This window comes from Desulfosarcina variabilis str. Montpellier, assembly GCF_048565275.1.
Classification (GTDB): domain Bacteria; phylum Desulfobacterota; class Desulfobacteria; order Desulfobacterales; family Desulfosarcinaceae; genus Desulfosarcina; species Desulfosarcina variabilis.
In genome coordinates this window covers 4,871,771-4,897,566 of record NZ_CP159846.1, presented here as the reverse complement: position 1 = coordinate 4,897,566, position 25,796 = coordinate 4,871,771, and the positions used below count along the sequence as shown (strand labels likewise).

Below are 25,796 nucleotides of genomic sequence, written 5' to 3'. Positions count from 1 at the left end.
AGCGATGGGGATGAACGCGGTTAGATTCTATCGTTTGGAGAGAAATAAAACGGTTGTCCGATAACAATCAGCACCTTTATACAAACACCTCCGCATCCTTGAGTCGTACACCATTTTCATCTTTGGCGGAAACCAGCGGATGTCCATCCAAAGGCCAATCAATCCCAATTTGAGGATCTTTCCAATGGATGCAACGCTCAAAGTCTGGTGCATAGTAATCGGTTGTCTTATATACAAATTCTGCAATTTCACTGGTAACTGCGAAACCATGTGCAAATCCAGGCGGAATCCATAGCTGTTTTTTATTTTCATCGCTTAAATGGATGCCGGCCCATTTGCCAAATGAAGGGGACGAACGGCGAATATCGACAGCCACATCAAAAACCTCACCCCTGATGACCCGAACCAGTTTCCCCTGTGGTTGCTGAATCTGATAGTGCAATCCGCGGAGTACATTTTTCAGTGAGCGGGAGTGATTATCCTGGACAAAATCGACCGTCAAACCGGTCATCTCACGAAATTCTCGCTGGTTGTAGCTTTCGAAAAAAAAGCCTCGGTTGTCACCAAATACCGTGGGCTCGAGGATGATAACATCCGGCAGTTCAGTCTGTACAATTTTCATATATTGACCCGATTACTCTTCAATTTCATTAATTACGGAACTATGGTCGAAATTTGATTTCTTCCTTAACAGTTGCAACAAATATTGGCCATAGCCATTGGATTTCATGGAGTCGCCAATGGCTTCCATCTGTTCATCCGTTATATACCCGGACCGCCAGGCAATTTCCTCTGGGCAAGCAATTTTTAATCCCTGCCGACGTTCAAGGATCTCAACAAATCGCGAGGCTTCCAAAAGTGATGCATGGGTCCCGGTATCCAGCCATGCATATCCCCGGCCCATAAGGGTCACCTCGAGTTTGCCAATCTCCAGATAGCACTTGTTGACGTCGGTTATTTCAAGCTCCCCTCTTGCCGATGGTCTAATATCCTTTGCAATATCAACCACATGTCTATCGTAAAAGTATAAGCCGGTGACGGCAAAATCAGATTTGGGCGCTTTTGGCTTTTCCTCTATTCCCATCACTTTTCCGTCTTGATTGAATTCCACGACACCATAGCGCTGGGGATCGGTGACCTGATAAGCAAATATGGTTGAAATGTCGGTCTTTTTGTTAGCTATCGATAAATGCTCTGAAAGGTTGTGCCCATAAAAGATATTGTCACCCAAAATCAAGGCGTTTGGATTCTCTCCAATAAAATCGCTTCCAATTAAAAAAGCCTGCGCCAATCCTTCCGGTCTGGGTTGGACTGCATATTGAATACAGATTCCCCACTGGCTGCCGTCACCAAGCAGCAGCGCAAATCTGGGTGTATCCTGTGGTGTTGAAATGATCAGAATATCCCGGATACCTGCCAGCATCAATGTGGTTAACGGGTAATAAATCATGGGTTTGTCGTAAACCGGCAATAATTGTTTGGAGGTGGCGATCGTGATTGGATACAACCGTGTACCGCTGCCACCCGCGAGGATGATTCCCTTTCTTTTCATTTTCTTTTTCCGTATCTTTAAACTGCTCTTTACAGACAATATTAATGTGCTTGCCTACTATAAATCCGACCGAATTAAGCCGCTAAAATGAAAAACCGTTGTTGCAGGCATGGCCAGCCCCGACAGCAGTTTTATTTGCCATGCATCACATGCGAAAAGTTCCAAATCTTGCTTCCTTTACCGATTTTTGCACCGTCGTCACGTATTGACGATTCATGCATGAAAAAGCTGGCACCATCTTTTTCTATCACCGCAAAACCTTATAGATGAACGGTATCTCCCTTTTGCTCCAAGGATTTATGGCTTACAAAGGCACACGCAAAACACTTAATCCCTTCATTCCATCGGTGATCGGCTGATCGCCGGTGTGCATACAGTGCAAAAATTGTTCACACTCCTGATTTATAACCGCAATCATTCACATCCCAACAACCAATTTTTCACGGTTCGAAGCTGGATCCAGCCAGGAATTTTCAATTCCCGATCAGCGGTATTGAACAACAGCAGTCCTTCAGCATTTCCGATGAACTGTTTTCCGGAGGTCAGCCCCTTGATTTCCCGGTCAAGGTTGTCACGATCCAGATGTTGGGTGACCTGAACCAAGGTTGCAGGCCGACCAGCCTGGAAAATGGCAAAATCGCATTCCCAACCGTTGCGGGCAAAAAAGATTTCCTCGATTTGCTGAGGTCTTACCGGTTCGCCTGGGCCCGATGATCGTGATGATTTTACCAAGGTCAAGCGGCACCTCAAGCGTTCTGCGTCTGAATGCCGGCAGGGGGATTTCATGAAAATCAGCAATGATGCGCTTGAGGGCGTCTTTCATTTATTTTACCCAGACCAAGGAAAATATTGTATTATTTTTTACCTGAAATTAGGAAATTTTTTACTGTATTGAGTTTTTTTTGTCCCACACCAGCTGCCCTTAGGACACAAAGAGCGCTAAGGAAAAAAGCATGCCTATCCACTTAACGCACAAAGCGATTCTTGAATAGGTAATAATCTACTGTAAATACAGGCATTAATAGGATTGATATCCAAATGGCATACTATAAAATTCATGTATGATAACAGCATTTTTAACCTTGTATGGGCAACATCCGGATAGGCATGGAAAAAAGGATGAGCGGAAATTATGAATAGACGAATAGACGCTTTTTTCGATTTTTCTTGAAACTGCCTCTCACAGAGCCTCAGAGCCAACAGAGAGGATCAACAGTTCCATTCGGAAATCAACTCCACTCTGCGTCTCTGTATCCTCGAGCGAAGCGGGCGAGAAACACTGTTTTCATTAATTGCTCTAAGGCCATGGTAGCGTCACCCTGAACGCTTCGCCGGAATCCTCAAAAATAACATCTCGGTTTAGCTTTTTTGTCTCCTGGCAAACCATTGGCAACCCACGGCCAAGTTTATCCATATACCCAAGATTTTCCATCAATCTAACCAATAGCGGATTGCGAGCAAAGCTGGAATCGTATCTTTTCATCGTCGGATTCAGTGGCGAAACTGATTTGATAATTTGAGAAATAATTGGTAATTGCAGAAAAATCCAGATTGTTTGCACCTGTCCCATCGATTTCGACCCGATCATAATGAAACAGACCGGAAGCCTGAAAGAGTCGAATCAGTTCTTCTCTTGAAGCGATGCGTTTTGTCGATCCGACTCGAATATAATATTGGTTTTTTGATGTGTAGTAAGGTCTGTCAACGCCTTTAGGGATGGAAATTCGCGCAATTTTAATTCCCTCTTTTTCGCTATCCACCTCCTCGTATGTCGGTTGCAAAGGCGGGATCACTGCGTTGCGACATATATTCATGATATCTTCTTCATAGGAACGGGATATTCCTGTTATTTGAAGGTCGTCTTCCACGCCTATCCATATCTCACCACCCTCGGCATTGGCGAAAGCGACAATTTCTTCCGCAAGCGTTTTTGCGGTTACTTTTTCGGATTTGAATTCAATATATTGATTTTCTGCTTGTGGTATTTTCATGATAAATCAATCTCTCACAGTGCCTCAGAGCCAACACAGAAAAATAACAGTTCATTTGATTTCCCATTCGAAAATCAAGCCTCCCCACTCTGTGTCTCTGTGTTCTCGAGCGAAGCGGGCGAGAAACATTGTTTTCATTATGGATAGATTCAATACTTTACCTTTTAATGCCAGATCAATATCCGATTCGAGCTTGTAAATTGCCCTTGGCCTGAGAACCATACAGGGTAACCTCTTAACTTGCGTCATATCGCTCGAATACAGTGAAACACGTCCATGTTATGGCTACATATATGCCGTGCTGTTCTTTATATACCCCTTGACATTGCCAAACACACGCTCCAACTCAGGGATGAATCGCAAGACATCTGCAAAAAGATCATTTAAATCATCGATCACATACTCATGAGCAATTTGATTACGTAATTCCCGAATATTCAGAATATCTTCCGAATTTTCAATAATTTCCAATTTTTCCAAAAGATTGGCGGCGTCCAGGAACGTTTTCGGCCGCTCATGAATAAGAATGAAAAGAGATTTCATCACTTTTTGTGTTAAAATATCAGCGGTTCTTGCAAATCTGGAAGTTAGTGCTTCGAAGCTTTCCTGATCCTCCGGCGCCAGGTTATCCTTTCCTAATTTGAAATTGCATTTGGCATATGAATATCGAAGTGCCTTAAATGCTTTTTCCAAACTCGCGAGATGATCTTGTAACTGCTGGTACGTTAGTGTTTGCTTTTTTGATATATTCATAGTTTAATGGCCTCAAGCAAAACTAAATCACGGAAAGTTGACGTCGCATTTCTAACAACACTCACAATATCCAATCGTTGCTCGCCAAATCTTTTATAAAAGGATATTTTTACGTCTCGAATTTGCTGAAATGTAAGTTTTTTTTCACTCTCTACAAAAATATCGATATCTCCACCTTTTAACTGGTTATTTGTTCTTGAACCAAAAAGATAGACGTCTGCATCGGGTAATTTATTTTGGATGCGCTGTTTTAAGAACGCTGCCTGGGATTTTGATATACGCATGATGTAAATTTTACAGCGGCACCCGGATCAATGATTTTCTGTCTTCTTCAACCCTTCCTGACCTTTTTCATAGCTTCGATTACATGAAAGGCATCTTAAATCATCGGAAAGTCGTTCACCGCAGGTGCATGCCCATCCAATTTGTTTTCCGGGGTTGCCAACCACAAGTGCATGATCCGGGATATTTTTGTTCACGAGGGTTCCGGCGCCGATAAAGGCATATCGTCCAATGGTGGTTCCGCAAACAATGGTTGAATTGGCGCCGAGCGTGGCACCGCGTTTAACCAACGTCGGTCGCACCTGATCCATTTTTCCAATTTCTGCCCTTGGGTTGTAGATGTTGGTAAAAACCATACTGGGACCGCAAAACACGCCGTCTTCCAGGGTAACACCTTTATATACAGAAACATTGTTTTGGATTTTACATCCATTGCCAATAGTTACATCTGGCCCGATGACGACGTTTTGTCCAATGTTGCATTTTTCACCGATTATCGATCCGTGCATCACGTGCGAAAAGTGCCAAATCTTGCTTCCTTTACCGATTTTTGCACCGTCGTCACACACAGATGTTTCATGTATAAAAAAGTCCGCTTCATCTTTTTCTATCGCCGGTCGACCTGACAGGTGAACGGCATTTCCCTTTTGATCCAGCGAGTTCTGGCTTGCCTTGAGCACGCGTAAGACCTTTAATCCCTCTATTCCATCGGTAATCGGCTGATTGCCGGTGCGCATACAATGCAAAAAGTGTTCACACTCTTGCCTTAAGGGCTCTTTTTCAACCACTTTCACTTTTTCCGGCTCAGCCTTGGCGGGAATCGGGATATTGTGCTCCCACTTGATTTCATGCCTGTAAACAAATAATTTGTTTTCCCAATCCTTGGTGTCGTTAAAAACAGCCATTTTTTTATCACCGACAACCACCAGTTTCTGCTCTTTGAAGGGGTGGAGCCAGGACACAAAAATATGGGCCTGCAATCCGGATTTAAACTCCAAATAGGTTGTGGTTACATCGGCAATCTTCTTATGCAGGTAATATCCACCGGTTGCATAGACGGTTTCCGGCTCATCTTGAGCCAACGATAAAATCATTGAAATATCGTGGGGTGCAAATGACCAAAGAATATTCTCTTCTCGTCTTATTTTACCCAAATTCAGACGGTTTGAGTAAATGTAATTAATACGCCCCAATTCTCCTTTTAAACTCATCTCTTTCAATTTCATGAAAATAGGATGATATTGAAGTAAATGACCGACCATTAAAATCTTTTTTTGCTTATTTGCAATATCGATTAAATCAAGCCCTTCTGGTTCATTTAGTACGAGAGGCTTTTCTACATAAACATGTTTACCTGACAACAATGCTTTTTTGGCCAATGCGTAATGGGTTTCTGCAGGCGTGGCAATGACAATGGCTTCTATGTCTGAACGATCAAGGACCTCATTTAAGGATGGGCAGACCTCTACTTTTGGATACTCTTTTTTAAAATCGTCGAGAATTTTTACATTCTTATCGCAAATCAGCCTAAGCGACCCCAGCAGGCTAAAATTACGGACCAGGTTTTTTCCCCAGTAACCGGAACCGACAACACCAACGGTAGGTAGTCTGTTATTGTCATTGTCAGTTTTCATCAGTTCCCCTTTTGTCTCGGTCCTTAAAGCTTAACATGCTTTAATATCGAACTGATTTCCCATTGGGTGGATTCACTCAAATATGGATGCATGGGAAGGCTGAAAATAGCTTCGGCACATTGCTCACTGATTGGGAAATCACCTTTTTGATAACCAAGTGTATGGAAAGCGGTTTGCAGATGCAGTGGTTTTGGATAATAAATGGCTGTCGGAATATTGTTATCCTTTAATGCCTTCTGAAAAATATCTCGTTGTTCTGTTGTTTGAGCAATGAGAGAGTACTGCGCCCAAACAGATCGGCAATTCTTTTTTATGATCGGTGTTGCAAGGGCGTTCATATCTTTCAACATGCTTGAATACCGATTGGAAACTTCATTTCTGAGTTGTATTTCATCGGGGAAAATATCAAACTTGGTGAGCAAAATGGCAGCTTGCAAAGTATCCAGGCGCCCGTTGATGCCAATTCGGATGTTGTCATATTTATCGCTTCCCTGACCGTGATTGCGGATGGATCGCATCACATCTGCCAGTCGATCATCATCGGTAAAACACATCCCCCCATCACCATAACCACCCAACGGTTTGGCAGGGAAAAAAGATGTGCAAGCGATATTGGCAAGTGAACAGGATTTTTTCCCATTGTATTCAGCACCAAAAGACTGCGCTGCATCTTCGATAACGAAAAGGTCATGTTGTTTGGCAATCGTATTTATCGCGGAATAGTCAGCGGGCTGACCAAACAAATCAACAGCGATGATCCCCTTCGGCGTTAAGGCTGAATCCGGTTTGTCCGATATGGGATGTTTGTCTCTTTGATTCTTGTCAAAATCGATTATCGCTTTTTCAAGCAGTACGGGATCAATGTTAAATGTGCCCGGATCAATATCAACAAAAACAGGTGTGGCCCCCAACAGTTGAAGCACTTCGGCTGTCGCAATAAAAGTGAATGGGGTGGTAAACACAGCATCGCCGGGGCCGACTTGATATGCCATTAATGCCATCAACAGTGCATCCGTTCCAGAAGCGCATCCAATGCCATAGTTAACGTTAGTATAGGCCGCCAGCGTTTTTTCCAACTCAGCAACTTCCGGCCCCATAATATATTTCCCGTGATCAAGAACGGTACGGATACGTTTTTCAAGGGCTGGTTTGATTCTTTTTTGTTGCGTTTCTAAATCAATGAATTGCATATCATTACCTTTTCAAAAAAAGCGGACCTTGTTCGAGGCTACACCAAGACGCGCAATCTCATCAATAATCGCCTCGTGATGGTCAACCGTTGTAATCAAAATGGCATGGTAATTACATTGCTGAAGTAAAGAAGTATCCCCGACAATAAAATCGGAAAATTGATTTCCCTTTCTTTTCGGATCAACGACGCCGACCAATTTCAGATCCGTAACAGCCATGGCATATAACGCGATATTGGCCATTTCACCGGCACCGTAGAAAACAACGCGTGTATGACCTTCATCTTGCAGTGACAGATAAAGATTTTGAACTTTTTGTGTCGCTGATTTGAAATACTGGTAGGATGTTGCAATGTATTCATAGGTCAGGCGCGTTTTTTCCATTGCGCCAGAAGGTGTCAACAAGTATTTTACGCGCCTTTTAGGAATGGTTGTTACTTTGCAGTACCCTTTTTTTACCAAGCGCTTGATAAATGAGTTAACCAGTCCCAAGGATATTTGAAGGGAGTCTGACAATTCGCGTTGAGAAATCGGCTTGTCCTCGGCAATCTCTTCCAATAGCTGCAATGTTTTTAATCTGCGCAATTCCATTTTATATTATTTGAATATAGCTCCGCCGGGTGGGTTACATCTATGGATGCACCATCATGGAAGTAAGAATAAAGTAATGATTCTGGGAAACTGGTGTGTGCTCGGATGATCCGTTCAGTAGTTGAACACAAAATGGGGGGGGAGTCAATGCGAAATGTGATGGTTGATATTTCACAATTACCGGCAAATAGGCTGCATATTGTATGGAATTCTTTCATTTTCTCTTTTTTTGGAGAAAATCTAAAAAAGAAATTCTGGATTGCATGAAACTCCAGTTGTCCGGTTCCCACACCGAGAGCGTGGAAACCGGACACCAGAAGCGGTATGGTTAAAAATCAGACCACGATTCGATCCTTGTTGGCCTCCCAGGTTTTCTGGCCAATGCCGGGCACATTCATTATTTCTTCAGGACTGTTAAAAGGTCCTTTTTCTTCACGATAATCAATGATTCGCTGTGCATACTTAGGGCCCACACGTTCCAGTTTCATCAACTGCTCAAGTGATGCGGTATTGATGTTGATCTTTTCCATTTCCCCGGCAAGACATGTTCCGGAAAAAATAACTGCCATGGCAATCAATACTGCAACATACTTTTTTCCCAATAAATAATGCATAATAGCCTCCTAAAAAATTATGAAGTGATAGTGGATGCCATGCCATCATGGCGGTTGTGCCACACATCCAAATAAGGATGCGCGATAGCCTCATTGGGTTGATGGTGGTGTCACCGATCGACACGATTTAGGATCGCTCAGTCTGAAGGAAGAATTTTTACTGAATTTGAAGCGGATTAGGAGGCCAGGTTAGACTAAAGGTATGAGAGCGTTAAAACAAATTACATTTCAGTATGTTAATGACGTCGCAAAACGGATATAGTAGGTTCATAAATGCCGATTGGAAAAAACCGACGGATGTGCCAGTTCTCTTGACTTTCCAATAGTGTTCATGACATAAATAAACAAGTTTGGTTTATTCTCCTTTAATAATAAAGTGTTAAATACGATTTTAGGGGTCAACGGAGCGACGAGATAAAGTGAAATCCGCTCTTGGCCTCAAACAATCACCCCGGCCCCAAGCAACTTTATGAAAAATTTTAAAGTTCTTTTCATCGACGATGACAAACAGATACTTTCCATTGTGGAGCAGTTCATTCATCGTTGGGGTTACAATGTTACCATAGTATCCGACGGCGAGCAAGCCATTGAGGCAATTCAAAAGGATCACTATAATGTGGTCTTCAGTGATTTGATGATGCCTGAAATCAGTGGGTTGGACATCTTAAAACAGGTAAAGAAACTGTCCCCTGAGTCAGAAGTGGTCATTGTTTCAGGATACGGTACCATAGAATCAGCCATTGAAGCGATGAAACTGGGCAGCTACGATTTCCTTCAAAAACCGATCAATTTTGATCGATTTAAAATTCTGATTGATCGAATTATCGAAAAACAGGCACTGAAGGAAGAAAATCAACTGATCCGGAGTCGATTGAAGGAACGCTACAAATATGATGAGTTGGTTGGAACCTCGCCAAAAATGCAGGATATATATGCAATTATCGATAGAATCAGCTTTGGCAGCCCAACGGTCCTGATTGAAGGTGAAAGCGGCACCGGAAAAGGACTTACCGCCAATGTTATTCATAATAACAGTGACCGTCGAGATGGACCTTTCATCCCGGTCAACTGTGGTGCCATCGCAGAAAGCTTGCTTGAAAGAGAGCTTTTTGGGCATATCAAAGGTGCTTTTACCGGTGCGGCAAAGGACTCGGTGGGGCTGTTCAAGGCTGCTGACGGCGGGACTATTTTTCTGGACGAAATTGCGGACGTGTCTCCTGCTGTTCAGGTAAGTTTGCTTCGCGTATTGCAGGAAAAGAAAGTCCGTCCGGTTGGCGACACCCGAGAGACCAAGGTCAATGTGCGTGTAATTGCCGCTACAAACAAAAAATTGATCGAAGCCATTAAAAACAAAACGTTTAGAGAAGATCTGTATTACCGCTTGAACGTTATCTCCATCACCATGCCACCGTTGCGCGAACTGCGAGAGGATATTCCGCTTCTGGTGAAGCATTTTATTGCCAAACACAATCCTCCTGGCAAGCAAACGGCACCCAAAGTCAGTCCCGCGGCCATGGCCAAACTGATGGATTATCACTGGCCGGGCAATGCCAGGCAGCTTGAAAACGCCATTCAACGGGCTTTTGCATTAAGTGACAAGGATGTGTTTGACATCCATGATTTCCCAGACGAAATCATTCAACAATCAGACCATGCAACTACGCATGATGAGGATCTAAATCTTAAAAAAATTGAAAAAAAAGCAATTTTTCAGGCGCTCCGAAAGGCAGGCGGAAACAAAGCGGAAGCAGCCAAACTGTTGGGGGTCAATACCACGACGGTTTACCGAAAAATGGCTAAATACAACATCATAGACACCAAACCATAAAATCCTGAGATGATGTTCTCATGAATTCCTATTGCTGTCAGGGAGGTAAATGAAAAATGACCGATGGATTGGACGTAATCGTCGTTGACGATGATGCTGACGTGTGCGAACTGATTTCATCAACAATCAAGCGCTTTTACACTTGGGGAAACGTATTGTCTTTTACCGACACGGAAGAGGCCATTGCCTATTGTCTGAATAGGGATATCGGCGTTGCCATTTTCGTGGTGGACGTTTTTCTTGGCGGTTCCAGTGGATTTTATTTTCTTGATGCGATCGATGAAAAATTTCCCACCGCTCACTCGGATTCCATTATCGTCACGGGCAATGCTAGTGATGATATTGTAAATATGTGTGTCGCTTCCGACGTTAATCACCTATTGGAAAAGCCGATCAAACCCTATGCACTTCAACTAGCTGTTCGAGCAATTGCTGAAAAATATTTAAAATTTGCAAAAAAACTATTCAGAGATCCTGAATTTGCAAAAAGTATCGCCAATTTTTAATCTAAAAGGGGCATCGATCTATCCCCCCTGCTCTTTAAATCTAATCGTCGTTGTAATGTCCGCTTCGGTATCGGGCGATTTCTTTTGAAGACAGTGACAGTGACTGATTGACGATGGTTTCCAAATCGTTTTCCATTTCTGTCTTTTGTGCAATCACCGAAAGGGATTCACTTTGCTTGGCAATTTTTTCTACAATGGGCTCAATGTCTTTTAATGTTGCGTCACTTTCCATCAGTCGCCGCTGATAGGCTTCCATGGTCGTCATTAAATGATCAATCTGGTCGACAATCATGGTTGTTGAGGACACGGCTTGCGTTTCGAATTGAGCCGGTCGAATTTCAGAGGTATATGGCGTTGACACAACGGCGGTATTCTCCGTTTCTGCCGATTTGGCGACTTGCTTAAAAAGGTCCTGAAAGTTGTTCTTATCGGTCCTTTTTGGGCTTGCCACTTTATTTTGATCCGTCACGGGCAAAATGATTTTATCAGGATCAATGCCGATCATTTTGTTCTCCTTCCCCTGGAATTATTCAATGCCATGATTGCATTTTATATTTCTTTAAAGGCAATCATAAACGTTAATCTTTCCAACAATCAAGCAATGATCGTGCAAAAATTACAAAGTGAAAAAGAAATCTATCCGTTTTATTTGTATACAAAAAATAACATTTTAATAACTGTCCATCCAAAATCCATCCTAAGATATTATAATAAAAAGAATAAATTTGTTTTTTAAATATCGCTAAAGTGCGCCCCCATGCCTAAACACTGATGCTTTTTTCTTTTTTTAATGGCGAATAAATATGAATCAGGGCAACTTTATTTATTTGTTTAATCGTTGAATAGAATACGGTGCGGTAGGAATTCCCGGCAATTTCTACCGCCCATACGGCATATCCTGCTTGCCAGCGGCAACAATGCCGCCTCCTGATTTGTATCCTCCATCCAATCTTCTTGCCTGTATGAATGAGTAGACAGGAATTATCCCCGCCTGTGTCAATATCATGGTTATAATTATTCCGTAACCAATTGTATTTTATGCCTTATTATAAATAATATAAAAAACGGCATAGCAATTGCTCATCTGCCATTCCTGACGATTTCAACCAGATCGGAAGGATTGATTATGGTTTCTCCAGTTGATTCATCCCTTTCCGCAGTGAATGCATTTTCAAAAAAAATGCAGGTAACGGCTAACAATGTTGCCAATGTGAATACCGACGAATTCAAAAAAAGCCGTGTAACATTGAGTGAAGGGCGGTCCGGAGGGGTTGAGGCAAATGTCTCGAAAGTGGATACCCCGGGCTATCCCAAACAAATCACGGAAGAGGGTCAGGCAAAAGAAGTCGAATCATCCAATGTTGATCTGACCGAAGAAATGACCGAGTCAGTGTCAACCCAGCGTGCACAAGAAGCCAATTTGAAATCGATCAAGGTTCAAGATGAAATGATCGGCTCTCTTCTCGATACCATTGGATAAGCAAAAGTTAACAAAAAAAACGCGACGGCTATTCATCCGGCTTCTGCTGATTTAAAAAGGATAAGATAATTGTTGATCGATACTCGCTCTAATCCAGTTGCCCTCTTTCTGGCATGTTTTTTTTTGTTTACCCTCATGGGATTAACCCGAATATGCGGTGCAGCGGATGGAAAAGATAGATTTAACGCATTATATTTTCCGCCTCACAAAATTACCCAGCGAACCGTTGATGAAGTCATTCATTATGCCGGCATTACGCCGGTCAATGCGGTGGTATTGCATGTAAAAACGCCCAAGGGGAAACTGATGTGGCCCTCTGATAACCCATTGGCAACTCAGTTGGGCGTATCAGCCAAGTACAACCGGTTGTCAAAACAAGTCAAACGCTTAAAAAACAATAATATTTACACCATCGCCAAACTGGACGTATTTGCCGACCATACGCTCGCAGCAACGTTGCCGAATCTTGGTGTCATGGATAAATCGAGTCAACTGCCTTGGTCGGACGCCAACGGCCTGCATTGGTCAAACCCAACCGATAGCCGCGTTTGGGATTACAATATCGCACTGGCCAAGGAACTGGCCCACATCGGGTTCGATGAAATTCAATTTGACTATGTTCGATTCCCAAGTGATGGGAATCTTACCCAAATCCACTACCCCAACGCATCGCCTGGCTTTTCCAAATCAGACGTTATTGCCTCATTTCTTGAAAAAGCCTACAAGGCGGTAAAACCGCTAGGCGTCAAGCTTTCAGCAGATATTTTCGGCTTAACAGCCTGGAAAAAGGACGATTTTGGTATCGGCCAGGTCGTAGAGAAAATGGCCCCTCATTTGGATGTGATCTGCCCCATGTTTTACCCCTCGCATTTTCCTCAAGGGTTTCTTGGCAAGCAATCACCGGGCGACTTTCCCGAATTGATCATGGCGGCCAGTATGCGCAGCATGATGCGTCGAACCGATAAATCGATTCGCCCCTGGGTTCAGGGTTTTTGGTATAACCCCAGTGAAATCAGCGCACAAATCGATGGCATTAAAAAGGCAATGGGTGGCAGTTGGTCCATCTGGAGCCCGACAGGACGTTATGGGGTTTCATACCGTGCGCTTTCCCAACAATCCGGCATCGCGCTCAGCAAACCCAAATTTTATCCGACAGTCAGCGAACTGAACAATAAAAATGACCGATCGACAATGGGACATAGTATTGTGGTCAATTATACCAATTACAAAAAAGGTTACTCCATCATTTCACTGGAGGCACCGAAACAAGGAAAACGGTCACGCTATGCATATCCCGGAGCGGTGCTGGCCACATTTGACGAAGGCATTGTGGATCATATTTTGGCAAAAAGATCCGTTGATTTTAATCCCAATGCAGAACCCTATACCAAACGAATGCTTTTAGCCGATCTGTTATGCCGCGATTTGGACAAGCATGCCCGTGGGATGCGACCGGAGCCGATCTATATCAATTGGGACCAGGATTGCATCTTTTCAACCCGTGATATTCCAGGCGCTCGTCTGGCCAGGTATGCAGCCGCATCACAAAATGACAATCGCCAGGAAATCGCTGCAGTTGCCGTCAAAGATGCCATCAACATGGCATCGATTTCAGAAACAACTTTTGGTGTCACCTTATCCCCTGACATCATTCAACCCATTGCCGTCTTTTCACGCTGATTGTAGAGCTCGCAACAGTTTGATGAACTCGTAATAATCCGCCATTATTTAATTCCCCGGTCTGTCTTAATTTTATCCCATGCGTCCTGTATTTCTCGGAACTTGTCCTGGGCAAACCGGGTAAACTCCTCGGGCAGCCCTTTCGCGGCGATCTTATCTGGATGATATTCCTGTACCCGTTGCCGATAGCATCGTTTAATCTGTTCATCGGAATCACTGGGTTGGCAGCCAAGCACGGCATACGCCGAATCAGATGGGCGAGCATACTGCGATATAAGCTGTTCATATCGTTGATGACTGAAATTAAATGTCTTTACAGCATCTTGAATCAACGCTTCTTCAGCATTGGTCATGTTGCCGTCTGATACCGCGACACGGATCAAGATATCGATCATTAGTTCAAGCAATTGGGGTTGATTATTAAATTGACTGTAAAACTGACGGGCAAAATCAGAAAATGCCCCCGGTGCATTGAGTGCGGTTCTAAAAATATTTACCGCCGCATGTCGGCCCTGCGCATCCAAGCGCAAATCTTTTTCCATAAATCCTTCAATGGATTTGATCTCTTCCTTGGTCACGCGACCATCTGCCTGAGCCAGCTTGGCCAACATGGAAAAAGCGCCAACAAAAAAAGTGATTTGGTGCTGTTCGACTGATGATAAGCGCTGGCGCCGATTCTCTGTCTCATAATCGGATTCGGTGTCAAAAGCATGCCCAAAAGCGGTGCCCAAAATAGCACCCAAAGGTCCGCCAAGGGCAAACCCGATTGTTCCGCCGACTAGTTTTCCCATCCATCCCATAGGGAATGTCTCCTTTTTCACTCAATTTTATTTGCATTGGAGCCGATAAATAAGTTGTTTTCCGTAACACAAAAAAAAAGGGTTGCCAACATGTGCCGGTGACAGTCCACAATTTAAGACGATTAGAAACGGCTTGAAATATGTCAATTCCCTTTGTATTATCTAACGCATCTATTTTTCAAGCATTTTCATTCTACCCCAATCGCTGAAAGGTTGCCAGATATGATGTCATGGTGGACCGACATGAACGCTGTTGCGTTGCTGAACAACATAGTGCTCATCATCACGCTCGCCTTTGCTGCATTAACCGGTGTAATGGCTTTTTTGTCTACTGGGAAGACGAAAAACCAGATGAAAGCCTTGTCTGAGGACATTACCACGTCCAAAAAACAGATTAAATCACTGGAAAAAACGGCCGAGAGCATTCGCAAGGAGTTGCTTGAAACTCAGCAACATCATGATATCAATCAGCTTAAACTGAAAACCAGCACGTCGTCAGCGGTTGAACTGCGGCAAGAATTGCTGGATGCCAGGAAAAGGCTTGAAATTGCCGAAGCAGCTGTCAAGGCACACCAGGAACAACAAAAAATCAAAAAAGCAGAATCGCCTGAACCTTCTGAACCCCTCAGCCTGGAACCTGAACCAACAGGCGGGCTTTCGGAAAGCCAATGTGAGCAATTGATTGATTTGCTCGATCCTGGTCCCAAAGGAAATATCGATATATTTTGCGTATTGGGTGATTCGCCTTCTGAATTGACAGCCAAACAAATAGAAGAAATCCTGTCAAACGATGGTTGGAAGACCAGCAGCGTCACCCAAAGTGCTTTTTCCAATCCACCAGAAGGTATCGTACTGGCGGTGAATAGCAAAGAGACCGCACCGTCCTATGCTTCTTTTTTACAACGGGTGTTTTCCACGATCGGCATGACGGTTTCCGCCAAGTTTGATAGCAAATATCGGGAATGGTCGCTGACTGTAATTGTGGGCACCATTAAAGACGCTTAAATTGAACAAATTATCATAACACGATGGGGATGGCGCGAATGACTGTTGATCACCATACACACGATGAAAAAATCGTCCATGGTTCATTGTTTCCAACGCTTACCTTGGTCTTTGCCGGAATGACGCTTTTATTCGCTGTCTTTTCAATTGTTACTGGCAGCCGTCTTTCTGCACTTCACGTCGATCAGCTCAAGGCTGTGGAAAAAAGCAGTACGTTGGAAGCCGCATCGATTGAACAAATGCAAACCACGCTCAAAAGCGCTCAGGCCGATGTTGAGGAGGCAAAAAAGGAAGCGCAGGCAGAGAAAAAGAAGGTCGATCAACTTACCCGAAAGTTGTCTGCAGCGCAAAAAGAACTTACCAAAATCAAATCGGATTTAGATGCCGCCCACCAGACCATTTCTGCACTGAAAACAACCCAGCCTGAAAAACCGGGACCCGCCATGGAAACACCTCCGGCTTCAGATGGGGGACCGTCTGTGCAGTCTATTATCCAAGAAAACGATGCGCCTGGTGCTCAGCCGCCCTCACAGAAACCCAATCAACCTTCAGTCTCCACCTTACCCAGCCAGCCATCCTCAGCCAGTGTACCGGCACCTGACGATCATTCTTCAGAATTATCGTCCCCTGCTGCCCCTGCTACAATGGTTGACAAAAAAGCCGCACCCACCCTCAATGGGACCGCCGACACCCCAGCACCGCAGCCTTCCATTGCAACGGAAGAGCAACAATAATTGATTAGGAGAATCGCCGCATGAAAGGTGACAACAGGGTATTTCTGGAAAATCTTGAATGGTTTGACGAAAGCGGACAGGAACTGGTTCACCGGCTTCCTGAAAAAGGATCGGGCGAAATCAAATGGGGCGCTCAGCTTACCGTTCGCGAAAGTCAGGCGGGTGTGTTTTTCTATAAAGGAAAAGCCATCGAGGCATTCGGCCCCGGCCGCCACACCCTGAAAACCGGCAACATTCCCATCCTGACGAAAATCGCCAGCCTCCCCTGGGCCATGAACAGTCCCTTGCGGGCAGAGATGTATTTCGTCAACATGAAGGTGTTCGCCAACCTCAAGTGGGGCACCAGGGACCCGGTGGCATTTAAAGATTCCGAGTTGGGACTGATCCGCCTGCGGGCTTTTGGTGTCTTTAATCTGCGTATTGTTCAACCGGTACTGTTTATCAATACCATGGTCGGTACCCAGGGCGTCTTTACCACCGAAGAAATCGAAGAATACCTCAATCGCGTCATCGTTTCACGATTTAACGATTACATGGGAGAAACCATTGACTCAATCATGAATCTGCCCGCAAAGTACGATGAGTTGGCCGATGGACTGGCCACACGTCTAAAGGATGACTTCAGACATTTCGGGTTAGGTCTGGCCAATATTTACATCAATGCCATCACACCCCCACCTGAAGTTCAGAAGGCAATCGACGATCGCAGTCGCGTCGGCGTGTTTGATGACATGAACAAGCTGATGCAAATGAAGGCTGCCATGGCCATGGAAAAAGCGTCGGAATCCGAAGGCGAGGGCTCTATGGGTATGGGCACCAGCCTGGGGTTGATGATGCCCGCCATGTTCGCTCAGTATTTTAACGCCATTGGCAGAGGCGCTCAAGAAGGCGGGTCCCCGATCCCATCAATCGAGCAGACGAAATGTCAGGAATGTCAGTCAAGCATTCCGGTCACCGCCAAGTTCTGTCCCATGTGTGGGCATCAACAACTGGTTTTCAGCCAGTGCGCCAATTGCGGTAAAAATTTAGCGCCCAATGCAAAATTCTGCTCCCGCTGCGGCCATCCGGCCGGAGAAAAACCCGCGCCCATTTATTGCAAACGATGCGGTGCCGAAAATATGGCCGGGGCAAAATTTTGTAACGAATGCGGAGAAAAGTATTAACTTTACCATTGACCATCAATGTCCCCAGTGCGGTGCGCCGGCCCAGATCAACGAAACCGACCGATTGTTTCGTTGCCGTTTTTGCAAAGTCAGTTCGTATTTATTGGAACACCGATTCTTTCGCTATTTGTTGCCGAGCAACGCACCGACCAATAAAGAGCTGATCTATTTCCCTTACTGGCGGTTCAAAGGGATGCTGTTTTCCTGTCTGCCATCGGGCATCCAGAATCGTTTTTTGGACGTCAGCCATCAGGCTGTTCAATCGCCGATTTTCCCGGCATCGGTGGGACTGCGCAGTCAAGCAATGAAATTACGCTTTGTCAGCCCGGATACCGCCGGTTGGTTTCTTCGGCCAACCCTGCCTTTTAAACAGGTAATGCAGACATTTTTAGACCGTTTCAACCGTGACCTGCCCAGCCCCGTCCTTCATCAGTCCCACATTGGTGAATCACTGAGCATGATTTATGCCCCTTTTTACAAAGACCAGCTTTACGCAGGCCAGCAGATCGTGGATGCCGTGCTCAACCAACCGGTGTCCAAAGCCATGGACGAGCCGTTCGATGTCAACACGTGGTCCGGTGGACCGGCAGACTACCGTATCAATTTTATCCCCACCTTGTGTCCGCATTGCGGCTGGGACATGCAGGGCAGCCGGGATGCATTGGTACTGCATTGCAACAATTGTGCATCCATGTGGAAAGCATCGCAAAAAGGCATGACCCGTGTTAACGTGGCCCACTTGCCGGCTGATACCGGAAATGAAATCGTGTATCTTCCTTTTTGGCGGATTCGCGCCGATGTGCTGGGCATCTCCCTTGCCACCTATGCGGACCTGATCAAGGTGGCCAATTTACCCAAAGTGGTTCAACCGGGATGGAACAAGCGACGATTTTACTTTTGGGGACCGGCATTCAAGCTGCAGCCCCGCAGTTTTCTGCGTCTGACCCACCATATCACGGTCTCCCAGCCCTTTGATGAACTGGTCGCTAAGATCCCCAAGGGCGCCATGCATCCGGTCAATTTACCGGTCAGTGAATCGGCGGAAACGCTAAAGTTGAACGTGGCCGGCATTATGCGCCCCCAAAAACGGGTTGAAACCCATATCGCTGAAATCAACACAACCCCCCGGGGCTATTTATTGGTTTATCTTCCCTTTGAGAAACATCATCACGATCTGGTCCAGACGACCTTTGGCATTGCTATCAATCGTAACCAACTGGCATTATCAACAAATCTTTAATCTTGAAAGCGCGTCTTTTTCGTGATTCAATACTTATCACGATATGTGTAATTATTTTCTTTCCTTAAGATTATAAAGGCTTTCCAGAAGTAGTAACGGGTGCTGCCCGTTGGCGTTCATTGAAACCAAAGGAGCAAATATGGCCACCCCGCTTCCCAATCAATTGCTGCGCAGGTCCTTTGTTAAAACTGTTCTGAGGCGTTTGATCGCGCTGATCACCGTTGTGGGTTTAGGCTACGGGTTGATTGCCGTCATCTATGCCACGAAAACCATTTTCAAGGTCAAGATGAACTATGCCGTTGTGCTGGAACGTTTCGGTGGCGTTCGCCAGGCGGTCACCGATGTCGGCTGGCATGCCCGCCTGCCCTATTTTACGCGCATCGAACAGGAAGTGCCGCTGATGAACCAGACCATGCAACTGGGAGGGACGCCGGCCCCCATGCGCATCATTTCCAAAGGCAACGTGGCCTTGTGGACCTCCGGCGTGCTCACCTATCGCATCCGCGACCTTAAAACCTGGGCCATCGAAAACCTGAGTCCCTTGGATCTTTTGCAAGGCGATTATGACGGCATCGTCAAGGATATCCTGCAATCCCAGGAAGTCGACCGGTTGATCAGCGATCGCGAGACCATCAAGGAAGATATTTTTACTGCCTTGAAATCCCGCCCCATCAACATTGGCGGACCGACCATCGAAGGAAAATATGGGGTCGAGGTGGTCAGTTTTGTTCTGAAGGAAACCCGCTTTGGCGATAAATTGGTTGAGGCCTCTGAAGAGAAAAAACGGCGCGAACTGATTGCCGAAGCAGATAACTACGCGGCGGATCAGGAAGCCAGTCGGATTCGCAAACTCTATGCCGCTTACCTTCAGGGAATCCAGGATCTGCAAAAAGCCGTGGGTCGCAAGGATGGAAACTCCGACAACGCCTTGTTCGAATTTTTAACCCAGCAGAAATGGGCCACGGCCTACGAAAAGCACCAACTGGGTCAGCACACGGTAGTCATTCAGAACACCCAGGGAAATACACCGGCAATCGCCCTTCCCGCGTTCAATGAGACCAATCGGTCAGAGGGAGGAAATGATGGCCAGACGACTGACTAGAGAAATTTCGTACATTCAATTACCGGAAAGACGAATCAAGGAGATCAGGGATCTGGTCGAATCCTGGCCTCAGGAGACCAAAGCGTTCATGCGGGCGCGTCTCAATCAGTACCGTCCCCCCCGGGGACTGATCAACAGCTTTTTGGAGACGGCCCTTTCCCTTTTCATGGATGCGCCGGAAAAACATTTTCATGTTCTGAAAGATCCGGATATTCTGACTGACTGGCAAAAACGATTTGAGATCTCCGGTCACACCAATCCTCAGGAGGCCTGGAACAAAATCCTGGAAAAAGAAGTGTCGGCCAAAGATTACCATTATCTGCTGTATTTACTGGATAAGGATCTGACTGACGTTCATATCCCCGTCGAACTTCAGGATCTGTTTGAAAAGGTGTATCGCGCCCACCTGCGCAAAGAGTACATTTCAGATCCCAGTGTGCCCAAGGCCGCCTTGCTTCTTTTTATCGGACCGTCCGGAAGCGGTAAAACCTCCACGGTTAATCAGGCCATCGATCGTATCATTTTCGGCAATGAAGTCAGACCCGAGGTTGATTTGGATCGTAAAAAGGAGGAAGTCCTTAGCGGTGAACCGTTTTGGAAAACCATTGAGGAAATCGATCCCACCCTGGCCCTTGAAATATCGCGCCGCAAAAAGCTTCGGTTTTACAAGCGCCTGTCGAGCATCCCCCTATTAAAAAGCATCCTTAAACGAAAAATCGGCCAAGGCCTGTCCAAGCTGGAGGAGCAGGGCATCTGGATCGACTACGCCCTGGTGACGCCCAACGATTTTCAAACCGCCCTGGCCGGTGAGCCGGGCAATTATTTTAAAAAGGCTTTGGGAGATCCTCGCAAAACATCCATACGCCATGTGGAGGAGGCCCACAGTGCGTTTGGCAAGGCCACCGGGCGTGACTCCGGGGTGGCCCGTCAGCAACGAACCCTGGTGGACACGTCCAATATTATTCTGGATGAGATCATCAGCGGGAAAAGGGATTGCCTGCTCATCGCCACAACGGATCAACCTGAGCGCTTTGATGGTGCCATTTACCGCCGATTTGTGGAAAAAGGCAATATTATCAATATTTCCGACTACTGGACCAATCCGGAAAACCTCAAGCAAGTCGTCCGTTTGGAACTGGTCCGCAACGATATCCATGTGCTCAGCGAGCCCAATGAGGACCTTTACCGGTCGGCCAAATGTCTGCCCATGGAAGACGTGGCGGAAACCGTGGACAGGCTCTACGCCATATTCAAGGAGCGAACCCTCAAAGTCATCCCTTCCTATGTGCGCAAATTGATCCACTCGATCATTCAATTAAAAGGCGATTTTTCTTCGGCGTACCTGAATGATGCCATGCTGGTCCGCAAAGCCTTTGAACTGGTGGCCCAGAATTCCTACGGCGATCTGTACAAGAAAGTGGTCGGCCGGATGGATCGCGATGTAAAGTGGGAAGCCTACGTCGGCAGCATCAAGGATGTCTTTTCCGAGATGTCCAACAACTGCCTGTATTACAACGTCAATGAGGAAAAAGGCGTCGTGCTCAATGGGCCGCCTGGAAGCGGTAAAACCTTTCTCGTGCGCACCTGGCTGAGTGAAAATACAGACGTCCATGACATTGCCACCAGTGCCAGTGCCCTTCAGGACCCATCCAATCCGGTTGACGGTGCCGTGGATAATCTGGAAAAGGTCTATGACATCGCCAAAATGATCGCTCCCACGGTGGTCTTTTTTGATGAAGGGGATGCCCTGGCGCCAAAACGCAGCGGCACCGGTGGCCAGCCGTCGGACAAGATAACCAATAAATTCTTGAACCTGATTGATGGTGAAACGCCGCTACACAAGGTGTTTACCGTCCTGACCACCAACCGGTTGGATATCCTTGACCCGGCCCTGATTCGCTCAAAGCGCCTCAAGGTCATGGAAATCAAGGGGCTTTTGAGCAAAACCGATATTTCCCAGATTGTCGAAAACGCACTGGAAAACGTTCCCTTGGCGCCGGAGTTGACAACCGTCAGTATTGTTGAAGCGGCCAAAGGAATATGTAACACACCGGCGGATTATTCTGCATTCGTGGAAAAAGCCCGGGCCTTGCGCAATACAGAGTACGAGGTGCTCCAGCGGCTGCGGCAAATCGGAGATGAGCCTGAAAAAGTCCGTTCCAATTTCATCAAGTTCAATTATAAAACCCTGATCGGGATTCTCGATGCAATCAATGGCGAGGCCTCGATCAAATCAGCCGTCCGCGGTGCGCCCGATCAGTTTATCGAGCGCTATGAAGAAATCCTTGACTTGCTCGATGCCATCAAAACCCCGGAAAATTACCCGATGGTTGCCAGCCATCTCAAGTCCGCACGTCATGAAATCTCGGAAAGCCCCACCAAAAAAGGCAAGGTCGTCCTGGACGAATTTCTTGAAGCCGAACTCAGCCAGGAACCGCAGGTGGGGTTTATCATCGGCGTGGGCGCCAACGAGGTGACCGGCGTCCTTTTGCCTATCGCTACCAGCTTGACCTATGGATTGTCATCGGACAAGGTCATGGTCACCGGTGCAGTATCGTCTTCATCGTCGGCCGGCGCCCAGATGGAAATGGCCGTCCAGATGACGCAGCAAAGTGCCCACGAAGCCTTGACCATGGTCAAAAATTACCTGCAGGACATGGATCCCAAGGTCAGCACGGCCCGCCTGCTGGGCGAATTTCTGGAAAATTACACTATTCACCATCAGCTGCTCTCGGCATCTTACAATGTGGGCGGTCCCTCGGCCGGCTATGCCCTGGCCATCAACACCTTGTCGGCGCTGATGCATGTTCCCGTGTACAACGATTTTGGTATTACCGGCGCGCCATGGACCAAAGGCGTCAAGCGCGGTGAGGTCGGTGGATCGGTAATCATCGGCGGCCAGCGAAAAAAAACCGAAAAGGTCCTCATGTACTTGCGGCGGATGTACATGCCCCTGAAAAACTACATGGACCTGGAACAGGAATTTTTGGTCAATTACTGGACTCAGGACAAGGACATTTTAGGCGTTACCCATTTTGGCGATCTGGTACCGGAAGTGATCTGTCTGGACCCTGAATATGAGCAGATGTTACAGGAATTGATTTCTCTGCGCATCCGCTACAAGATGGATAAATACCAGAGCAAAGGCACCGATGAAATCATTAAAGACGATATTTTGAGAAAGAAAGAAATTCTCAGGCTAAGAGCCGAAAAAGAGATTAAAAATCACTTGGGCGCCCTGCGACGCTACTTGCGCAGCCCGGCAAAGGATCCGCATCTTTCCCTGGAAGAAATCTTCAAGCAGGGTGACTCGTCCATTTCGGTGGTGACCGACCCGGTGAAACGCTGGCTGCACAAGGTGGGTATTGGTAAAAAGAAGGTCAATCGACACGCCACCCCTTAGCGCCTGTTTGATAAATCCGTCTAAGGCCCGCTAACGGCGTTGGGAAGTGTCTCAAAATGCTCACATATTACATATATGCTCCGCTTTTGAGCCACTTTCCGCCTTGTTATCAGGCCTGATCCAGACTTCTCAAACAGGCTCTTAGCGCCTGTTTGATTGGTTTAAATATCAATGAGTCGCCCTGCTACAATGCGGTGAAAGATATGTTCAAGTGCCTCTGGAACCTGCTCCACGCCCCCTTTTAGAACCAACAAATCGGCCCGCATCCCAGGTGCCAGGGTTCCCCTGTCCGCCAATTTCATTAGCGCTGCGCCGTTTTGGCTGGCGCACTGAACGGCCGCCTCGATACTGAATCCAGCCAGGATGAGCAATCGGAACTCTTCTATTACTGCCTTTCCATGATGAACACCGGGACTGCCGGCATCGGTTCCCAAGGCAACGGTGACCCCCATCTCCCGGGCGATGCGGATCTGCTCCAATTGGTGCTCCAGATTACGGCGCGACACCTCGGCAAACGATGGATCGCTGCGGTGTCCTTGATTTTTCAGGTAATCTTCATAGGCCTTCATGGTCACGGCCGTCGGCACCCAGGTGACCTGCCTGTCGACCATGCGCTGCATATTTTCCTTGCCCATGAAAAACCCGTGCTCGATACTATCACATCCCGCTTCCACTGCCAGTTTCACCGGCAGAATCCCATTGGCGTGAACCATCGTGGGTTGACCCTTGGCATGCGCCAGGGTCACTGTTTCGGTCAGGTCACGCTGCTCGAACTGGGCCGGTGTCTCGACACCAAACTGAGTCAGACTGTTAAGCCCCGAGTTCACTAATTTGAGATGATCCCGGCGTGGATCGATCCTGAAGGCACTTTCGGCCAGGCGTAATCCGTCGTCGACGGGCACACCGATAAGTTTGCCATATCGCCCGGGTGCATGGTGGGCCCGGCCAGCAGAAGCGATAGTTACGATTTTAGTCTTATTGCCTGCATCCCACTTGTAGCGTAAGGTGTCGCCATGATGATCACCGCCGTCACGGACCGCCAGCACCCCGCAGCTTAAGTTCTGAAAAAGATGATGATCGATGATCTGCCGCCGGTCAGCGTAGGTGCTTTGTAGCTGGTTTTGACGAACCGACATATCGGTACTGCCGGACATGACCAGATGGACATGGCTGTCCACCAGTGCAGGGATTACCGTACAATCGGAAAAATCGACGATATCCACCACTGGTGGTAGCGGTTGATCCACAGCCACAATTTGTTGTATTCGGCCATTCTTAATAAGAAGCACCCGATTTTCCACGGCCGGGTTGCCGGTTCCGTCAATGAGCCATCCTACGCGGTATCCAATCAAATTTTTAGACATGTTATTTTCCCTATAACCAACCCTTGGTCAGACTGCAACCCCGGTGTTGACGGCATCCATCATGAAGCAGAAATTTCACCCCTGCCAAGACGCCTGACAAACGGTAAATCTGCCGGAGTAAAGGAAAAGGTGGACAGCCTGGAAGGGCGAACCCATTGATAGGCGCTGTGGGTCAACAGCTTGAAAGCTGCGCCGTTCCAATAGGCCCGATACGCCATCAGTTCAATGGAGATATGGTCGTAGTGATAAATGCTGGACCCCAAAAAGGAACCGATGGTCGTGTCCATGGCCAATTCTTCGCGAAGCTCTCGTTTCAGGCACGCTTGCGGTGTTTCACCGGCTTCAACCTTGCCCCCTGGAAATTCCCATAATCCGGCCATCCGGTCCTTTTGCCCGCGCTGGGTAATCAGAATGGTCCTGTCCTTTGCAATAATTGCAGCCGTGACCGGAACAATGCAGTTTTTTTCATCCATATCAGAGTTGTTTCATCTAAGTCACTGTGTTGACCTGAATCACTGGTGGATGATCCAGCGTCCGCTTGACAGTGCACATTTGGGCGGCACGCACGACAACTTTTTTGTATTTTTCCGGAAAGTCTGCCGGCAAATGAATATCCATATTGATTTGTTCCATTAAATGCGTTTTTTCATTTTTTTGGAAGCCAAGGGTCATACCGATTTGATCACTCGGGATGTTACGGCTTTCGCAAAAATAGATAATGTAGGCCCCGGCGCAGGTCCCCAGCGCCGCCAAAAACAGATCATAGGGCTCGGGCGCCATCCCATCACCGCCTTCGCTGGTCGGTTGATCCGTTTTTATGGTAAAGCCTTTGTAATTTGCGCTCACCTGCTTGTTGCCGTTAAAATTGATTTTCATCTCCATGG

At 46.6% G+C, this 25,796-nt stretch carries 26 protein-coding genes; 10 read left to right on the top strand and 16 right to left on the bottom strand.

What is annotated here, in order from left to right; translation table 11 throughout:
• Window positions 1-76 precede the first annotated feature (76 nt).
• From rfbC to Dvar_RS22050, 11 genes are all read right to left on the bottom strand, one after another.
• Window positions 77-622: a dTDP-4-dehydrorhamnose 3,5-epimerase gene (gene rfbC, locus Dvar_RS22100; RefSeq protein ID WP_419655290.1), complete on the bottom strand. Its 546-nt coding sequence runs from the start codon at window positions 620-622 to the stop codon at window positions 77-79.
• A gap of 12 nt (window positions 623-634) precedes the next feature.
• Window positions 635-1,552, bottom strand: coding sequence for a glucose-1-phosphate thymidylyltransferase RfbA (rfbA, locus tag Dvar_RS22095; protein ID WP_419655289.1), 918 nt, complete (start codon window positions 1,550-1,552; stop codon window positions 635-637).
• A gap of 414 nt (window positions 1,553-1,966) precedes the next feature.
• Window positions 1,967-2,284 (bottom strand): hypothetical protein, encoded by a 318-nt coding sequence (locus Dvar_RS22090; RefSeq protein ID WP_419655288.1) that lies wholly within the window; start codon window positions 2,282-2,284, stop codon window positions 1,967-1,969.
• A gap of 565 nt (window positions 2,285-2,849) precedes the next feature.
• On the bottom strand, window positions 2,850-2,984 hold the full coding sequence (locus tag Dvar_RS22085; protein ID WP_419655287.1) for a hypothetical protein: 135 nt from the start codon (window positions 2,982-2,984) through the stop codon (window positions 2,850-2,852).
• Between the two features lie 4 nt (window positions 2,985-2,988).
• Window positions 2,989-3,543, bottom strand: coding sequence for a helix-turn-helix domain-containing protein (locus tag Dvar_RS22080; RefSeq protein WP_419655286.1), 555 nt, complete (start codon window positions 3,541-3,543; stop codon window positions 2,989-2,991).
• A gap of 285 nt (window positions 3,544-3,828) precedes the next feature.
• A complete protein-coding gene (locus Dvar_RS22075) occupies window positions 3,829-4,296 on the bottom strand; it encodes a hypothetical protein (RefSeq protein WP_419655285.1) in 468 nt (155 codons plus the stop codon).
• Complete coding sequence (locus tag Dvar_RS22070) at window positions 4,293-4,580, bottom strand: nucleotidyltransferase domain-containing protein (RefSeq protein ID WP_419655284.1); 288 nt, start codon at window positions 4,578-4,580, stop codon at window positions 4,293-4,295. Before Dvar_RS22070 ends, Dvar_RS22075 begins: the two co-directional genes overlap by 4 nt.
• A gap of 27 nt (window positions 4,581-4,607) precedes the next feature.
• Window positions 4,608-6,212, bottom strand: a complete 1,605-nt coding sequence (locus tag Dvar_RS22065) for a Gfo/Idh/MocA family oxidoreductase (protein ID WP_419655283.1) — start codon at window positions 6,210-6,212, stop codon at window positions 4,608-4,610.
• A 23-nt stretch (window positions 6,213-6,235) separates the two neighbouring features.
• Window positions 6,236-7,402, bottom strand: a complete 1,167-nt coding sequence (locus Dvar_RS22060; RefSeq protein WP_419655282.1) for a DegT/DnrJ/EryC1/StrS family aminotransferase — start codon at window positions 7,400-7,402, stop codon at window positions 6,236-6,238.
• 12 nt (window positions 7,403-7,414) lie between these two features.
• Window positions 7,415-7,993: a winged helix-turn-helix transcriptional regulator gene (locus tag Dvar_RS22055; RefSeq protein WP_419655281.1), complete on the bottom strand. Its 579-nt coding sequence runs from the start codon at window positions 7,991-7,993 to the stop codon at window positions 7,415-7,417.
• Between the two features lie 335 nt (window positions 7,994-8,328).
• Complete coding sequence (locus Dvar_RS22050; RefSeq protein ID WP_419655280.1) at window positions 8,329-8,607, bottom strand: ComEA family DNA-binding protein; 279 nt, start codon at window positions 8,605-8,607, stop codon at window positions 8,329-8,331.
• A 469-nt stretch (window positions 8,608-9,076) separates the two neighbouring features.
• Between Dvar_RS22050 and Dvar_RS22045 the strand changes: the two genes are divergently transcribed.
• Window positions 9,077-10,435, top strand: coding sequence for a sigma-54-dependent transcriptional regulator (locus Dvar_RS22045; protein WP_419655279.1), 1,359 nt, complete (start codon window positions 9,077-9,079; stop codon window positions 10,433-10,435).
• A 56-nt stretch (window positions 10,436-10,491) separates the two neighbouring features.
• Complete coding sequence (locus Dvar_RS22040) at window positions 10,492-10,941, top strand: response regulator (protein WP_419655278.1); 450 nt, start codon at window positions 10,492-10,494, stop codon at window positions 10,939-10,941.
• 40 nt (window positions 10,942-10,981) lie between these two features.
• Here the strand turns inward: Dvar_RS22040 and Dvar_RS22035 are convergent, their stop codons facing one another.
• Complete coding sequence (locus Dvar_RS22035) at window positions 10,982-11,446, bottom strand: hypothetical protein (protein ID WP_419655277.1); 465 nt, start codon at window positions 11,444-11,446, stop codon at window positions 10,982-10,984.
• Between the two features lie 621 nt (window positions 11,447-12,067).
• Between Dvar_RS22035 and Dvar_RS22030 the strand changes: the two genes are divergently transcribed.
• Window positions 12,068-12,421, top strand: a complete 354-nt coding sequence (locus tag Dvar_RS22030) for a flagellar basal body rod C-terminal domain-containing protein (RefSeq protein ID WP_419655276.1) — start codon at window positions 12,068-12,070, stop codon at window positions 12,419-12,421.
• 135 nt (window positions 12,422-12,556) lie between these two features.
• Window positions 12,557-14,101: a putative glycoside hydrolase gene (locus Dvar_RS22025; protein WP_419655275.1), complete on the top strand. Its 1,545-nt coding sequence runs from the start codon at window positions 12,557-12,559 to the stop codon at window positions 14,099-14,101.
• Between the two features lie 44 nt (window positions 14,102-14,145).
• Here the strand turns inward: Dvar_RS22025 and Dvar_RS22020 are convergent, their stop codons facing one another.
• Complete coding sequence (locus Dvar_RS22020; protein WP_419655274.1) at window positions 14,146-14,712, bottom strand: TerB family tellurite resistance protein; 567 nt, start codon at window positions 14,710-14,712, stop codon at window positions 14,146-14,148.
• 432 nt (window positions 14,713-15,144) lie between these two features.
• Here Dvar_RS22020 and Dvar_RS22015 point away from each other — a divergent pair, with 432 nt between their 5' ends.
• The 6 genes from Dvar_RS22015 (at window position 15,145) to Dvar_RS21990 (ending at window position 23,548) form a co-directional block, all read left to right on the top strand.
• On the top strand, window positions 15,145-15,906 hold the full coding sequence (locus Dvar_RS22015; RefSeq protein ID WP_419655273.1) for a hypothetical protein: 762 nt from the start codon (window positions 15,145-15,147) through the stop codon (window positions 15,904-15,906).
• Window positions 15,907-15,944: 38 nt separating this feature from the next.
• The gene (locus Dvar_RS22010) at window positions 15,945-16,640 is read left to right on the top strand and encodes a hypothetical protein (RefSeq protein ID WP_419655272.1); all 696 of its coding nucleotides are present in this window, start codon (window positions 15,945-15,947) and stop codon (window positions 16,638-16,640) included.
• Between the two features lie 20 nt (window positions 16,641-16,660).
• A complete protein-coding gene (locus tag Dvar_RS22005; RefSeq protein ID WP_419655271.1) occupies window positions 16,661-17,803 on the top strand; it encodes an SPFH domain-containing protein in 1,143 nt (380 codons plus the stop codon).
• Window positions 17,748-19,043 carry a hypothetical protein gene (locus Dvar_RS22000; RefSeq protein ID WP_419655270.1) on the top strand — a complete coding sequence of 432 codons (1,296 nt, stop codon included), beginning with the start codon at window positions 17,748-17,750 and terminating at the stop codon, window positions 19,041-19,043. The genes Dvar_RS22005 and Dvar_RS22000 overlap by 56 nt, the downstream gene beginning before the upstream one ends.
• Window positions 19,044-19,182: 139 nt before the next feature.
• Window positions 19,183-20,145, top strand: a complete 963-nt coding sequence (locus tag Dvar_RS21995) for an SPFH domain-containing protein (RefSeq protein ID WP_419655269.1) — start codon at window positions 19,183-19,185, stop codon at window positions 20,143-20,145.
• Window positions 20,123-23,548, top strand: coding sequence for an AAA family ATPase (locus Dvar_RS21990; protein WP_419655268.1), 3,426 nt, complete (start codon window positions 20,123-20,125; stop codon window positions 23,546-23,548). The genes Dvar_RS21995 and Dvar_RS21990 overlap by 23 nt, the downstream gene beginning before the upstream one ends.
• A gap of 161 nt (window positions 23,549-23,709) precedes the next feature.
• Here Dvar_RS21990 and Dvar_RS21985 read toward each other — a convergent pair whose 3' ends face one another.
• The 3 genes from Dvar_RS21985 to Dvar_RS21975 are packed head-to-tail and all read right to left on the bottom strand — an operon-like array spanning window position 23,710 to window position 25,794.
• Window positions 23,710-24,912, bottom strand: coding sequence for an amidohydrolase family protein (locus tag Dvar_RS21985; protein ID WP_419655267.1), 1,203 nt, complete (start codon window positions 24,910-24,912; stop codon window positions 23,710-23,712).
• A gap of 59 nt (window positions 24,913-24,971) precedes the next feature.
• Entirely contained in the window at window positions 24,972-25,385 is a 414-nt protein-coding gene (locus Dvar_RS21980; RefSeq protein ID WP_419655266.1) for a (deoxy)nucleoside triphosphate pyrophosphohydrolase, read from the bottom strand.
• Window positions 25,386-25,401: 16 nt separating this feature from the next.
• Entirely contained in the window at window positions 25,402-25,794 is a 393-nt protein-coding gene (locus Dvar_RS21975; RefSeq protein WP_419655265.1) for an OsmC family protein, read from the bottom strand.
• Window positions 25,795-25,796: the final 2 nt, after the last annotated feature.